Annotated in this window: 17 protein-coding genes; all 17 read left to right on the top strand. The window is 63.1% G+C overall.

Translation table 11 applies throughout. The annotated features are described in order from the left end of the window. The first annotated feature begins 109 nt into the window (after window positions 1-109). On the top strand, window positions 110-1,255 hold the full coding sequence (sucC, locus tag GEMMAAP_RS09035) for an ADP-forming succinate--CoA ligase subunit beta (RefSeq protein WP_026850811.1): 1,146 nt from the start codon (window positions 110-112) through the stop codon (window positions 1,253-1,255). Beyond that, a complete protein-coding gene (sucD, locus tag GEMMAAP_RS09030) occupies window positions 1,252-2,124 on the top strand; it encodes a succinate--CoA ligase subunit alpha (RefSeq protein WP_026850812.1) in 873 nt (290 codons plus the stop codon). Before sucC ends, sucD begins: the two co-directional genes overlap by 4 nt. 98 nt (window positions 2,125-2,222) lie before the next feature. Continuing rightward, window positions 2,223-2,645, top strand: coding sequence for a nucleoside-diphosphate kinase (gene ndk, locus GEMMAAP_RS09025; protein ID WP_026850813.1), 423 nt, complete (start codon window positions 2,223-2,225; stop codon window positions 2,643-2,645). Window positions 2,646-2,781: 136 nt separating this feature from the next. Next, window positions 2,782-3,282 carry a YceD family protein gene (locus tag GEMMAAP_RS09020; protein WP_053334535.1) on the top strand — a complete coding sequence of 167 codons (501 nt, stop codon included), beginning with the start codon at window positions 2,782-2,784 and terminating at the stop codon, window positions 3,280-3,282. A 45-nt stretch (window positions 3,283-3,327) separates the two neighbouring features. Then, complete coding sequence (gene rpmF, locus GEMMAAP_RS09015; protein WP_026850814.1) at window positions 3,328-3,510, top strand: 50S ribosomal protein L32; 183 nt, start codon at window positions 3,328-3,330, stop codon at window positions 3,508-3,510. A 2-nt stretch (window positions 3,511-3,512) separates the two neighbouring features. After that, window positions 3,513-4,553: a phosphate acyltransferase PlsX gene (gene plsX, locus GEMMAAP_RS09010; RefSeq protein ID WP_026850815.1), complete on the top strand. Its 1,041-nt coding sequence runs from the start codon at window positions 3,513-3,515 to the stop codon at window positions 4,551-4,553. Continuing rightward, window positions 4,550-5,542, top strand: a complete 993-nt coding sequence (locus GEMMAAP_RS09005; RefSeq protein WP_026850816.1) for a beta-ketoacyl-ACP synthase III — start codon at window positions 4,550-4,552, stop codon at window positions 5,540-5,542. Before plsX ends, GEMMAAP_RS09005 begins: the two co-directional genes overlap by 4 nt. Window positions 5,543-5,605: 63 nt before the next feature. Next, window positions 5,606-6,559, top strand: a complete 954-nt coding sequence (gene fabD, locus GEMMAAP_RS09000; RefSeq protein ID WP_053334537.1) for an ACP S-malonyltransferase — start codon at window positions 5,606-5,608, stop codon at window positions 6,557-6,559. Window positions 6,560-6,573: 14 nt separating this feature from the next. Continuing rightward, a complete protein-coding gene (fabG, locus tag GEMMAAP_RS08995) occupies window positions 6,574-7,335 on the top strand; it encodes a 3-oxoacyl-[acyl-carrier-protein] reductase (protein ID WP_238588209.1) in 762 nt (253 codons plus the stop codon). A 115-nt stretch (window positions 7,336-7,450) separates the two neighbouring features. Beyond that, window positions 7,451-7,690, top strand: coding sequence for an acyl carrier protein (locus tag GEMMAAP_RS08990; protein ID WP_026850819.1), 240 nt, complete (start codon window positions 7,451-7,453; stop codon window positions 7,688-7,690). Then, a complete protein-coding gene (gene fabF / locus GEMMAAP_RS08985) occupies window positions 7,690-8,931 on the top strand; it encodes a beta-ketoacyl-ACP synthase II (protein ID WP_238588208.1) in 1,242 nt (413 codons plus the stop codon). The genes GEMMAAP_RS08990 and fabF overlap by 1 nt, the downstream gene beginning before the upstream one ends. Before the next feature lie 66 nt (window positions 8,932-8,997). Further along, window positions 8,998-10,197 carry a CofH family radical SAM protein gene (locus GEMMAAP_RS08980; RefSeq protein WP_075071468.1) on the top strand — a complete coding sequence of 400 codons (1,200 nt, stop codon included), beginning with the start codon at window positions 8,998-9,000 and terminating at the stop codon, window positions 10,195-10,197. A gap of 1 nt (window position 10,198) precedes the next feature. Continuing rightward, window positions 10,199-11,068: a menaquinone biosynthesis protein gene (locus tag GEMMAAP_RS08975; protein ID WP_026850821.1), complete on the top strand. Its 870-nt coding sequence runs from the start codon at window positions 10,199-10,201 to the stop codon at window positions 11,066-11,068. 29 nt (window positions 11,069-11,097) lie between these two features. Beyond that, window positions 11,098-12,156: a cyclic dehypoxanthinyl futalosine synthase gene (gene mqnC, locus GEMMAAP_RS08970; RefSeq protein ID WP_026850822.1), complete on the top strand. Its 1,059-nt coding sequence runs from the start codon at window positions 11,098-11,100 to the stop codon at window positions 12,154-12,156. Beyond that, entirely contained in the window at window positions 12,153-12,659 is a 507-nt protein-coding gene (gene ispF / locus GEMMAAP_RS08965; RefSeq protein ID WP_238588207.1) for a 2-C-methyl-D-erythritol 2,4-cyclodiphosphate synthase, read from the top strand. The genes mqnC and ispF overlap by 4 nt, the downstream gene beginning before the upstream one ends. A gap of 37 nt (window positions 12,660-12,696) precedes the next feature. Beyond that, window positions 12,697-13,311, top strand: a complete 615-nt coding sequence (locus tag GEMMAAP_RS08960; RefSeq protein WP_053334538.1) for a DedA family protein — start codon at window positions 12,697-12,699, stop codon at window positions 13,309-13,311. Continuing rightward, window positions 13,308-14,243, top strand: a complete 936-nt coding sequence (gene xerD / locus GEMMAAP_RS08955; protein ID WP_053334539.1) for a site-specific tyrosine recombinase XerD — start codon at window positions 13,308-13,310, stop codon at window positions 14,241-14,243. Before GEMMAAP_RS08960 ends, xerD begins: the two co-directional genes overlap by 4 nt. Window position 14,244: the final 1 nt, after the last annotated feature.

Here is a 14,244-nt window from a genome sequence, read left to right as displayed (position 1 = left end):
AACTTTTCCGTCAGGACGGGCCTGAACAGTTGGCAATACGTGTATTGTTGACGACAGGTACGACCACCTAGCATTGAACCGCTGACATTCCCCAGAACGTGGAGACCACGTGAACCTACACGAGTATCAGGCGAAAGAGCTGTTGCGGGCGGCCGGTGTGCCGATCCCGCCCGGCGAAGTCGCCACGACGCCGGAGCAAGCGGAAGCCATTGCCACGCGCTATGGCACCGCCGTTATGGTCAAGGCCCAGGTCCATGCCGGCGGTCGCGGCAAGGCCGGTGGCGTGAAGTTCTGTCCCACCCCGGAGGCCGCCAAGGAAAAGGCGCAGGCCATTCTCGGGATGACCATCAAGGATCTCACGGTGGAGAAGGTGCTGGTCACCGTGGCCGCGGACATCGGGTCCGAAGCCTACGTGGGCATCATCGTGGATCGCGCGACCAAGAAGCCCGTCTTCATGGTCTCGGCGGCCGGTGGTATCGACATCGAAGAAGTAGCCGCGAGCACGCCGGAAAAGATTCTCTACTATCCGGTGGACACGCGCTACGGCCTACTGCCCTTCGAAGCCATGCGCATGGGCTTCTTTCTGTACAAGGATGTGAAGCTGGCGCGTCAGGCGGCCAAGATCATGCAGCGGTTGTACACGGCGTTCATGAACGCCGGCTGCTCGCTGGCCGAAATCAACCCGCTCGTGATGACGCCGCAGGGTGAGCTCATTGCCGTCGATGGCAAGATGGTGATCGACGACAATGAACTCGATCGCCGCCCCGAGATCTCGGCGCTGCGCGACGAGTCGTCGGAAGCGCCCAGCGAAGTGGACGCGCGCAACGCGAACCTCACGTTCATCAAGCTCGATGGCAACGTGGGCTGCGTGGTGAACGGCGCCGGCCTGGCCATGGCCACGATGGACCTCGTGAAGTACTACGGCGGCGATCCGGCCAACTTCCTCGACATCGGCGGTTCGTCGAATCCGGAAAAGGTCGTGAACGCGCTGCGCATCATCACGTCGGATCCGAACGTGAAGTGCATTCTGTTCAACATCTTCGGTGGCATCACGCGCACCGACGACGTGGCGAACGGCATCGTGACCGCCACCAAGCAGAATCCGCTCAAGGTGCCGATTGTCATTCGCCTCACCGGCACCAACGAGGAGATCGCCCTGAAGATCCTGGAGGAGAACGGTTTCGCCGCCTCGAGCGACATGGATTCGGCCGTGCAGCGCGCCGTGGAACTTGCCACCAAGGGAGGTGCCGCATGAGCATCTTCATCGACAACAGCACCAAGCTGGTGGTGCAGGGCATCACGGGCCGCGACGGCTCGTTCCATGCCAAGCAGATGATCGAATACGGCACGCAGGTCGTGGCCGGCGTCACACCGGGTAAGGGTGGCCAGACGTTTGAGGGCACCGCGCCGATTTTCGACACCGTGTATGATGCCGTGCAGGCCACCGGCGCCAACACGTCCGTGATCTACGTGCCGCCCATGTACGCGGCCGATGCGATCATGGAAGCCGCTGCAGCGGGTGTGAAGTTCATCGTGTGCATCACCGAAGGCGTGCCCGTTTTGGACATGACCAAGGTGTATCCGTACGTGAAGGAGCATGGCGCACGCCTGCTCGGCCCCAACTGCCCGGGGCTCATTACGCCGGGGCAGAGCAAGGTGGGCATCATTCCGGGTCGCATTTGCGCGCCGGGACCCGTGGGTGTGGTGAGCCGCTCCGGCACGCTGACGTACGAAGTGGTGAACGCGCTGACCAAGGCCGGCATCGGCCAGAGCACGTGCGTCGGCATCGGTGGTGACCCGATCAACGGCACCAATTTCATCGATTGCCTCGCGGCGTTCGAAGCTGATCCGAACACCAAGGCCGTTGCCATGATGGGCGAAATTGGTGGCACCGACGAACAGGAAGCGGCGGATTTCGTGAAGAACCACATGACCAAGCCGGTCGTGGGCTTCATCGCCGGTCAGACCGCCCCGCCAGGCCGCCGTATGGGCCATGCGGGCGCGATCATTTCCGGGTCGGCCGGGACGGCGGCGGAGAAGATCGATTCGTTCAAGGCGGCGGGCATGGGCGTCGCCCAGCGTCCGATCGACTTTGTGGAGCTGATCAAGGCGCGGCTTTCCTAAGCGCCCGGGTTGGTTATCTTCCGCGCGGCGGGGGCCACTGGCTCCCGCCGCGCCTGTTTTCCGGCGCCGTCGTTCAACCCTCTGCCCAACACCAGACCATGGCCGGTCGTCGCACCCTTACCATCATCAAGCCTGACGCCTTTGGCGCGGGCAACGCGGGCAACATCGTCGCCCTCCTCGAAAAGCAGGGCTTTGCGGTAAAGGCGGCCCGCGTCATGCACATGACGACGGCCCAGGCCGGCGCGTTCTACGAAGTCCACGCCGCCCGCCCGTTCTACGGCGAACTGGTGGAATTCATGACCAGTGGCCCCTGCATGCCGCTGATCCTTGAGAAGGACGACGCGGTGGCCTCGCTCCGTACGGCCATTGGCGCGACCGACCCGGCTGAGGCCGCCGAAGGCACCGTCCGCAAGCTGTACGCTGAGTCGAAGGGGAAGAACGCCATTCATGCCTCCGACTCCGACGAAAACGCCGCCCGTGAGGCGCGGTTCTTCTTTGCCGAAGCCGACGTGATTGCGTAAGGCGATCCGGGCGGGGCGGTTCTCCCGGCCCGTTGGCTAACTCCGCACGGCGGCGTCACTTGGCGCCGCCGTGCGGGTGAAAAAAAGCGGCGCCAGCCCTTGTGTGACGGGGGCTGGCGCTCTACGTTACACGGCTATGCTGTGCTTTGACATCCGCACGTTGGAATCCCGCGCCGAGAGCGTCGATAGTCTGCTGGACGGGGCGGATTCCGTATGGGGGGAGGGTGATTCACGTCCGGTTGATCCCGGGGTGCACGTGACTGGCCGCCTCTCCAGTGCCGGGCAAGGTCGCTTTTACTTCAGCGGCCGGTTTGAAGGTATGGCGGAGACGACGTGCAGGCGGTGCCTGACCGACGTCACCACGCAGGTGTCGGATGATGTGCAGTTGCTCTTTGCGGAGTCGAATCTCGACGTCGCTGAAGAGGACGATGTCGTGCTGATCCCTGCAGGCGAACGGGAACTCGATCTTCGCCCGGCGTTGCGCGAGGAATGGCTGTTGGCCGTTCCGGCGTTTGCGCTGTGTCGGGAGGAGTGCCAGGGACTCTGTCCGTCCTGCGGTGCCGATCGCAACACGGGGGATTGCACCTGTCCTCCACCCTCTGATCCCCGATGGGACGCTTTGCGCAATCTGCGCTGAGCCCCTTGTCGGTTCTTACGTCTCAAAAAGTCAGGTCAGCATCCCATGGCCGTACCGAAGCGCCGTACATCCAAGCGGCGGAAGCGCGCCCGCAACACGCACAAGACCGCGCCCGCCATCGTGATTCAGTCGTGCCCGCAGTGTGGCACGGCCAAGCGCCCGCACCGCGTTTGCGCGGACTGTGGGTACTATGCGGGTGAGCAGCGGGTAACGGCGCAGGAAGCGTAAGCTTGGCGCGCATCGCTGTGGATGCCATGGGGGGAGACTTTGCCCCCCGGGCCCCCATCGCGGGCGCCCTCCATGCGCTCAGCGCGCTGGGGCCCGACCACCACATTGAGCTCGTCGGCCAAACGGCCGTCATCGAGGCCGAACTCGACGGATTACTCCGTGAGGAGTTTGCCTCGGTCGCTCATGTTCGGGACCGACTGACCATCGTCGAAGCGCCCGAAGTAGTGGACATGACCGACAAGCCGTCGGCTGCCCTGCGTCGAAAACCCAATAGCTCAATGGTCATCGGCATCAAGCGGGTCGCCGAAGGCCAGGCACACGCGTTCGTCTCCGCCGGCAATACCGGCGCGCAGATGGCCGCGTCTTTGGTGTTGCTCAAACTGCACACCGGGCTCACGCGCCCGGCCATCGGGACCATTTTCCCTACCGCTCGGCAGCCCATTCTGGTGCTCGATGTGGGGGCCAATGTCGACTGTGCCCCGGAAGAACTGGTGCAGTTCGCCCGTATCGGGACCGTCTACGCGCAGGCACTGCTCGACCGGAGCAATCCCGCGGTGGGCCTACTGTCCATTGGCGAAGAGCCGGAAAAAGGCAATCTCGCCGTGAAGGAAGCCCACCAGCGTCTGCTCCATGCCGGAATCAACTTTCTCGGCAATGTCGAGGGGCGCGACCTGCCCAAGGGCGTCTGCGACCGCGGTCCGATTGACGTGGTGGTCTGCGATGGGTTTACCGGCAACATCCTCCTCAAGTTCTACGAAAGCATTGGCCCCATGCTGATCGGCATGGTGTCCAAAGTCGCCGGACTCGACGCGCGGGAAGTGGCGGGTTCGCTGAAGGAACTTGATGTGGACGAATACGGCGGCGCGCCGCTGCTGGGCGTCCGCGGAGTCTCCATCATCTCACATGGCAAGAGTTCCCCCAAGGCGATCAAGAATGCCATCCATGTGGCGCTGCGCGCCCACGAATCGGGGATGACCGAACAGATCGGGCGGCGACTGGCTGAGTCGATGCCCGCGACCACTGGCTCCGGAATCACGACATGAAGCGTCCGTTCTCGTATATCGCCGGCACTGGTCACGCAGTGCCGGCCAAGGTCGTTACGAACAACGACCTCGCCGCCATGGGGATCGAAACCAACGACGAGTGGATTATTGAGCGCACCGGTATCCGGCAGCGCCATATCGCGGAGCCGGGAGAGTCGCTCACCTCACTGTGCGCCAAGGCATCGCAGCAGGCCATGGCCAAAGCCGGCGTCACCGCCGGCGAAATCGATGTAATTGTCTGCGGCACCGCTTCGCCCGATCACCTGTTGCCATCGCAGGCGGTTGAAGTACAAACCGCGTTGGGCGCGTCGCGCGCCGCTGCCTTCGACGTAGCGTCCGCCTGCTCGGGCTGGCTGTATGGCGCCATTGTCGGTGACTCCCTGATCGCCAGCGGTTCGGCTGACACCGTGCTTGTCATTGGCGCTGAAAAGCTCAGTGCCATTGTTGACTGGACCGATCGCAACACCTGCATTCTGTTCGCCGATGGTGCCGGCGCCACGGTGTTGCGGCGGGCTCGCGGAGACAAGAAGGACAAGGGCATCATGTCCACCTTCATGCGTTCCGACGGAGCCCTCGCGGAACTGCTCTGGCGTCCCGCCGGTGGCGGTGCCGAGCCGTACTCGCCAGAAGTAGGGAAGCGGCAGTTCATTCACATGGCGGGGCGCGAAGTGTTCAAGCACGCCGTGCGCTCCATGGCCGAGGCTACCGATCGCGCGCTGGACAGCGCCCGCCTCACGGCGGCCGATGTGGATCTGCTCATTCCGCACCAGGCGAATATCCGGATCATCGAAGCAACGGCAAAGCACGCCGGCATCCCGATGGAGAAGGTGTTCGTGAACGTGGACCGGTTTGGCAATACCTCTGCGGCATCCATTCCGATCGCGTTGAACGACGCCATGGAACAGGGACGCATCAAAGAGGGCAGCACTGTGCTCTTTGCCGCCTTTGGCGCCGGCTTTACCTGGGGGTCGATCGTCGCCCGGTTCTGAGGCCGGCACGATCGTAACCTCCAGCTTATATCAGTTCCCGTACCTCCGCCTTTCAGCAACGCGATGGCCATGCAATACGTGTTCCTGCTCCCCGGTCAGGGTTCACAGAAAGTTGGCATGGGCAAGGACCTCTATGAGGCCTTTCCCGCGGCTAGGGATGCCTTTCATGCCGTCGATGATGCCGTTGGCGCCGCGCTCTCGACCCTGGCCTTTGAAGGGCCAGCCGACGAGCTGACGCGTACTCTGAACGCGCAGCCGGCGTTGCTCGCCCACAGTGCCGCCGTTTGGGCGGTGATCGGGAGCGCCATGGATGGTCGCATGGCGGCCGCCGCCGGGCACTCTTTGGGTGAGTTTTCGGCGTACCATGTCACCGGCACCCTCGATCTTGCCGCCGCCGCCCGTATCGTGCGCCGGCGTGGCACGCTCATGTACGAGCAAGGTGTGCAGCGTCCGGGAGCCATGGCGGCCATCCTGGGCGTACTGACGGCCTCCATCGACGGCTTGTGCGCGCAGGCGAGTCGCGAGCGTGGTCTGGTGGTGCCGGCCAACTACAACAGTGAAGAGCAGGTGGTCATTTCCGGCGAGGTTGCCGGCGTGGAGCGCGCCATGGAGTTGGCGAAGGAGGCCGGCGCCAAGCGGTGCTTGCCCTTGCCGGTCAGTGGCGCATTCCATTCGCCCTTAATGGCCCCCGCCGTGGCGGGACTTGCCGAGGCGTTCAGCGCGGAAACGTGGCGCGACCCGGTGGTCCCGGTTGTGGCGAATGTGAACGCCGAACCCATCGCCAGTGCCGAACAGGCCCGTGATCTGCTGCTCCAGCAGCTCACCGCCCCCGTGCAGTGGACGCGCGTCATGCGCACCTTGGCGGAACGCCATCCGGATGCCACGTTCGTGGAGATTGGTAGTGGTGCGGTGTTGACCGGATTGGCACGGCGGATTGCTCCCGCAGTGCGCACCATGACGGTGAGCACTGTGGCGGACATCGAGAAGTTTCTCGAATCGGCCTCTCAGAACTCCTGACCGGACAACGCTTTATGGCGGCTGGCATGCAGATCGAACTCAATGGGCGCGTGGCCCTGGTAACGGGATCAACACGCGGGATCGGGCGAGCCATCGCCACGGCGCTGGCCAAAGCCGGGGCGCGGGTCGCTGTGACTGGCCGTGATCAGGCGAAGGCGGAGGCGGCGGCAGCAGAGATTGCGGCCGCGACCGGAGCCGAGGTAAAGGGGTACGCCACCGATGTGTCCGAGGTTGCGCAGGCCACGGCCCTGGTGGAGGCGGTGGAAAAGGATTTTGGCCAATTGGACATTCTGGTCAACAACGCCGGCCTGACCCGGGACAATCTCATGATGCGTCTCAAGGACGACGATTGGGATGCCGTCATCAACGCCAATCTGCGCGGTGCCTTCGCCACCTGCCGAGCCGCCAGTCGTGGGATGATGAAGCGGCGCTGGGGGCGGATCATCAACGTGGCCAGCGTGGTGGGACTGATTGGCAACAAGGGGCAGGCGAATTATGCCGCCAGCAAGGCGGGGTTGATCGGGATGACGAAATCGATCGCCAAGGAACTGGCCTCGCGGAACATTCTGGCCAATGTCGTGGCGCCCGGCTTCATCGAAACCGATATGACGGCCGCCATGCCCCCGGAGGCGCGAGCGTCCATGAGTGCCGGGATCCCCCTGGAGCGTTTGGGGACACCGGATGATATCGCGGGCATGGTGGTCGTGCTCGCATCCAACCTGACCAGTTATGTAACTGGGCAGGTCTTTGTCGTGGACGGCGGCCTGGTGATGTAAACCGGCGCCTGGGAGGTCACTTCCGCGGGTTTTGTCCCCGCAGACCCTCCCTGTGACGCCTTGCTGTGGCTAAGTTCCGCATTCTCACTTTAACAACTTCAGAGGAACCGTTCCCATGTCGGATAACGCGTCGAAAATCAAGGACATCATCGAGAAGGAACTCGGCGTTGAGCGCGAGAAGCTCACCCCCGAAGCGAGCTTCATCGAAGACCTCGGCGCCGACTCGCTCGACATCGTCGAACTGGTCATGGAATTCGAGAAGGAATTCAACATCGATATTCCCGACGAGGATGCCGAGAAGCTGCGCACCGTAGGTGACGCCATCGCGTACCTCGAGGCGAAGGTCACGGGCTGATGCGTCGTCGGGTCGTCGTCACGGGTCTTGGGGCGATCACGGCCGTCGGGAACGACGTGTCGACGACCTGGCAGTCGCTGCTGGGGGGTGTGTCCGGGGGCGCGCTGATCACCAAGTTCGACGCATCAGACTTCAAGGTGAAGTTTGCATGCGAGGTGAAGGGTTTCGATGTGGGCCTGTACATGGACCGCAAGGAAGCCAAGCGCGCCGATCTGTTCACCCAGTATGCGATGGGCGCTGCCGTGCAGGCCATGCATGACGCGGGCTTCGAGAACGGAGGGTACGTTCCCGAGGAGACCGGCGTCATTATTGGCAGTGGGATCGGTGGGCTGGCCACCATGGAAGACCAGCACTCCACGCTGATAAAGTCGGGGAACCGGCGGATCTCGCCGTTCTTCATCCCGATGTACATCGCCGACATCGCGGCGGGCATCGTGTCCATGCGCTTCAACGCGAAGGGCCCGAACTATGCCACCATGTCGGCGTGTGCCACCAGTGCGCACGCGATCGGTGAAGGGTTCCGCACCATTTCGTACGGCGACGCCGATGTCATGTTGGTTGGCGGGACAGAAGCAGCCGTGTTGCCCATGGCGATTGGCGGCTTCGGCAACATGACCGCCCTGTCGGAGCGGAACGATTCGCCGGCGACGGCCTCTCGTCCGTTCGATGCCACGCGGGACGGGTTTGTGCTCGGCGAAGGGGCAGGGGTGGTGGTGCTCGAAGAACTCGAGCACGCCCTGCGGCGCGGGGCCCGGATCTATGGCGAGGTGATCGGCTACGGCGCCACCGGTGACGCTTATCACCTGACCGGGCAGCCGGACGCGCACGAAGGGCTGCAGCGGGCCATGCGTAAGGCGCTGGCCGATGGCAAATTGGCGCCGTCCGATGTCGATTACATCAACGCGCACGGCACATCCACGCCGCTCAACGATCCCAACGAGATCAAGGCGATCAAGGCGGTGTTCGGTGAGCACGCGTACCAGTTGTCGGTGAGTTCCACCAAGTCCGCCACCGGGCATATGCTGGGCGCGGCGGGGAGCGTGGAATTCATTGCGTGCGCGTTGGCTATGCGGGACAGTATGATTCCACCCACGATCAATTACAGCACCCCCGATCCGGAGTGCGACCTCGATGTCACCCCCAACGTGCCCAAGGCGCGCCAGGTGAACGTCGCGATCTCCAATAGCTCCGGGTTTGGTGGTCACAACGTCTCGATCGCGCTCCGACGCTGGCACGGGTAAGGCCATCGGGGCGTTCATTGAGGTGATGCGCGGTGTGACGCCGCGCCGGAGCCTTGGTACGCCCTGATGCCGCTTGCTGTCCCGTTTGACCTCGAGAAACTGCGCGATCCGTCGCTGCGCCCCATCGGTGAAAAGCTGATCCGGGGAGAGCGTTTGACCGTTGCCGACGGTGCCCTGTTGTACACCTCGCCAGACATTCTGGGAGTCGGGGCCATGGCCGATGCGGCCAACCGTGCGCGCCACGGTGACCGGGTGACGTTCGCCGCCAACCAGCATATCAATCCCACCAATATCTGCGTCCTGCGGAAGACCTGCGTCTTCTGCGGGTATGCGCGCTTGCCCAAAGAAGAGGGGGCATACCGCTACACGCTGGAACAGGTGCTGGCCGAGTCCGACCGCGCCGACGGGACCATCACGCGCGAGTTTCACATTGTGGGCGGCCTCGATATGCAGGCGGGGCTTGAGTACTACCGCACGATGTTCCGCGCCCTCAAGGCACGGCATCCGCAGGTGCACATCAAGGCGTTGACGGCCGTGGAAATCGCCCATCTCGCGCGCATCGAAAAGATGACACGTGAGGAGGTACTGCTCTCGCTCCGTGAGGCCGGGCTGGATACCCTGCCGGGCGGCGGAGCGGAGACATTCAGCGCCGCCGTGCGTGAACAGATTGCCGACAAGAAGTTGGGCGGCATGGACTACATCGACGTTCACCGCACCGCGCACCAGCTCGGCATCCGGTCCAACTGCACCATGCTCTATGGGCATGTGGAAACAATTGACGATCGGATGCAGCACCTCAGCATGTTGCGTGATTTGCAGGACGAGACAGGCGGATTCCTGGCCTTCATCCCGTTGGCATATCACCCCGACGATAACGAACTCGGCAAGACGCTGGGGCGCACCGGTACCAGCACCACCGGTTTCGATGATCTGCGCAATCTGGCGGTGGGCCGGTTGTTTCTCGACAACTTCGAGCACATCAAGACACACTGGATCATGGTGACGCCAGCCTTGTCGCAAATCGCCCTGCATTTCGGGGTGAATGACATTGAAGGCACTGTGGTGCGGGAGAAGATCTATCATGCCGTGGGTGCCAGCACCCCGCAGGGGATGACGCTGCCACAATTGCTGCAACTCATCCGCGGGGCCGGGAAAGCCCCCGCGGAACGCAATTCGTTCTATCAGGTCATTCGGGAGTTCATGCCCGACGACACCGGCGAGGGGATCACCGCGCCGGCCGATGAACTCGTGCCGCTTGGGAGCTGACATGGACGAGACCGGGCATTCACCGTTGCGAGTTGGTCGCATTCGGTACATCAACTGTTTCCCGGTCTACAGTGCCATTGAACGTGGCATCGTGCCGCTGGCAGGCGAATTGGTGGACGGTGTACCGACCCAGCTGAATCGCCTGATGGCTGCCGGTGAAATTGACGTCAGTGTGGTCTCCGCGGTGGAGTATGCGCGGGATGCGCACCAGTTTTTGCTGCTCCCCGAATTGGGGATCACCAGCGATGGCCCAGTGCGCAGTGTCATGCTTTTCAGCAAGCGGGATGCACGCGACCTCGGTGGCCGTCGCGTCGTGGTGAGCAAGAGCAGCATGACCTCCGTACATCTGCTCGAACTGCTGTTCGAGCATGTCTGGAAGTGTCGTCCGGAGTTTGTTCCGGGTGATGCGGAGATGGGCGATATCGCCCGGTTTGACGACGAGCCGCATGATGCCCGACTGGTGATCGGTGATGCGGCGCTGAAGTTGTTTGATGCGGCCAGCCGCGGTGGTATGTGGGCGGAGCGGTATCCGTACCGGGAAGACCTGGGAGCGGCCTGGAAGGCGTGGACCGGCTTGCCCTTTGTCTTTGCCGTGTGGGTTGCACAACGGCGGACGCCGGTCCATGCGTCGCTGTCCGCGCACGCCTCACTGATCGCTTCGCGCGATTGGGGCTTGCAGCATCTGCCGCAAATTTCCGCGCAAGCGGCACTCGCCAGCGGTGTTTCGGTGGAGGCGTGCCGCGAGTATTTCGCGGGGCTTGATTATCGACTGTCGTACCCGCATCTCGCGGGTCTGACGGAGTTCTTCCGGCGGCTTGTTCTGGCCGGCCGCGTGCCTGATGGCTCGCTGGCCTTCCTGCCCGCCGCGTGACCGACTTTCCGTGAGCCAGCATATCCGTCATGCGTGACATCCTCGATTTCTACACCAACGCTCCGTTGCTGGAACTCGGCCTCGAGGCCGACCGCATCCGGGAGCAGAAGCACCCGCACGGTGTGGTGACGTACATCGTTGACCGCAATATCAACTACACGAATGTATGTGTGGCGGACTGCGGCTTTTGTGCGTTCTATCGCCGCCCCAAACACGGGGAAGGGTACACGCTGTCGTACGAGCAGATCGGCGAGAAGATCGAGGAGACGAAGGCCCTCGGCGGCGTCCAGATTCTCATTCAGGGTGGGCATAATCCCTACATCCCGTTTGAGTGGTACCTCGATCTGCTGCGCTACATCAAGACGAATCATCCCATTCACATTCACGGCTTCTCGCCCAGCGAAGTGGATTTCTTCTCCACGCGCTTCCGGATGGATGCGCGCGATGTCATTCGTGAGCTCAAGGCCGCCGGCCTCGATTCCATCCCTGGCGGCGGTGGGGAAATTCTGGTGCAGCGCGTCCGCGACATTGCAGCGCCCAAGAAGGCAGGTGCTGATCGCTGGTTGGAAATCATGGAGCTCGCGCACAACGAGGGGATGAAAACGTCCGTCACCATGATGTACGGCATTGGCGAAACGCTGGCGGAGCGTATCGAGCATCTGCAGCGGGTGCGGGACCTGCAGGCGCGCACCAACGGCTTCACGGCGTTCATCACCTGGCCGCTGCAGCCGGAAAATACGCCCACCATGTCTCACATGCCCAAGACGGACGCAACCACGTACCTGCGTACGGTAGCCATCTCTCGCATTGTGCTCGACAACGTGCCCAACCTGCAATCCAGTTGGGTGACGATGGGCATGAAGGTGGGGCAGATGGCCCTGCGCTATGGCTGCAACGACTTCGGCTCACTCATGATCGAGGAGAACGTGGTGTCGGCGGCCAACACCACACACCGCACCACTGTCCATGAGCTCGACCGGCTCATCACCGACGCCGGGTTTACTCCCGCGCGGCGGCGTCAGGACTATTCGCTCATCTCGAGCGGTGTCACCGCAGCGTCCGACGCGCACGCCACGGTGGCGGCGTGACGGACATCCCGCCATCGACGTTGGTGAACACGCGGGTGGGCATCGGATACGACTCGCATCGTTTCGGTGAGGGTGGGCCCATGCGCCTCGGCGGCATTGACATTGCCGGGGATGTACACTGTGCCGGTCACTCCGATGGGGATGCCATCTGCCATGCCATCACCGATGCGATTCTCGGTGCGGCGGCGTTCGGCGACATCGGCCAGATGTTTCCGGATACGGACTCGGCCAACAAGGGCAAGGATTCGATCGTGATGCTGAAGGCGGCGGTGGAGCGTTTGTGGGACGCCGGTTATCGCGTGCACAACGTCGACGTGACCGTCATTACCCAGCATCCGAAGATCGGTCCGCATCGTGAGGCCATGCGCGCCGTGCTGTGTGACGCGCTTCGCATTCCGCACGATCAGGTGTTTGTGAAGGGCAAGACGAACGAAGGCATGGGATGGATCGGTCGGGAGGAAGGGCTCGCCGTGATGTGCACGGCGACCATTCACGGCGCCTGACCGGCGCTGCGACGCAACTTCAATCCATGCGTGAGTCATGAACGATCTGCTCGCGTGGCTCGCCGGCTTGCCAGACCCGCTGCTATACGGCGCCATTTTGGTGGCAGCGTTCGCCGAGAACGTTTTCCCACCGTTGCCTGCCGATACCGTGATTGCGCTCGGCGCATTTGTGGCCGCACGCGGCAACGGTACCATGCTCGGCGTGTGGGCTGCCACCATGGTGGGAAACGTTGGTGGCGCGATGCTCATGTACGCCCTTGGGCATCGCTTTGGTTTGCCGTGGCTCATCCGCCGTTTCCCCTCAATTGTCACTGAGCAGGCGGCCGGTGAATTCTCCCGGCAGTTCCAGAGGCAGGGGATGGTAGCGGTCGTGATCAGCCGCTTTCTCCCCGGGGTGCGGGCGCTCGTGCCGCCAATGGCGGGCGCGCTTGGCATTGGCGCCGGACGATCCGCGATTGCGATGTCCCTGGCGTCGGGTGTCTGGTACGGAGTCGTGTGCCTGCTGGCCTTCCGGGCGGGCGCCAGCGCCGACCAGTTGCTGGCCGCCATTACCCGGCAGCAACGCACCCTTGGCCTGGTTGCCCTCGGCATCGTGGTCGTAGCGGTCGCGTTTGTGTTTTGGCGTCGGCAGCGCGGGCATCGCCGTTCATGACTATGTCCCCGATGCCCATGAGTGAAGAGGAGCGGACGCTGCGACGTGGCTTCCATCTCCAGGCGTTCGAAGATGCCCTCGCTTTGGAAGACGGGGCCTCACCGCGAACGATTGACGCGTACCGTCGAGACGTCCTGCGCTGTGCCGCGTTCCTTCGGGAGCACGGCATTGCGAGCGCGGCCGCCATTACACCGGCGATCTTGCGGGAGTTTGTCTATCACCTCAAGGATCTCGGGTTGGCGGGCAGCTCCATCCGGCGCAATATCTCCGCGCTAAGGACGTGGTTCCGCATTCTGCTGGCAGAAGGGTTGGTTCACAGCGACCCCACCGAACGATTGGATTCACCGCAGCGCTGGCGGACATTGCCGGAGGTCCTGTCGGTCGAGGAAGTGACGCGCCTCCTGGCCGCGCCACAGCTCGATGAACGGCTGGCCTTTCGTGATCGTGCGATGCTGGAGCTGGCCTATGGGGCAGGGCTCCGGGTTTCCGAGTGGATTGGTCTCGCGCTGAAAGACGTGCTGCTGGAAGACGGCCTCGTCCGCGTGTTCGGCAAGGGGAGCAAGGAGCGACTCGTTCCCATAGGGCGTTCGGCGATTGGTGCGGTGGCCGTGTATGTCCGCGAGCTGCGTCCCGTACTGGAACGAGGGCACGGCAAGGGCATCCTGTTTCTGAATGGGCAGGGGAAACCCCTGACCAGAATGGGCGCCTGGAAAATCCTGCGGAAATACGTGGATCAGGCGGCAATCGAAAAGCCCGTGTCACCGCACACACTCCGCCATTCGTTCGCCACGCATCTTCTGGAAGGGGGCGCGGACCTGCGTGCCGTGCAGGAGATGCTCGGCCACGCCGATATTGCCACCACCCAGATCTACACGCACGTGGACCGTGAGTATCTTCGTAGCGTACACAAGCAATTCCACCCGCGTTCCTGAG

This window comes from Gemmatimonas phototrophica, from assembly GCF_000695095.2.
GTDB classification, from domain to species: Bacteria; Gemmatimonadota; Gemmatimonadetes; order Gemmatimonadales; family Gemmatimonadaceae; genus Gemmatimonas; species Gemmatimonas phototrophica.
Note: the sequence above shows the minus strand (reverse complement) of the source record. Positions and strands in the feature narration are given on the sequence as shown.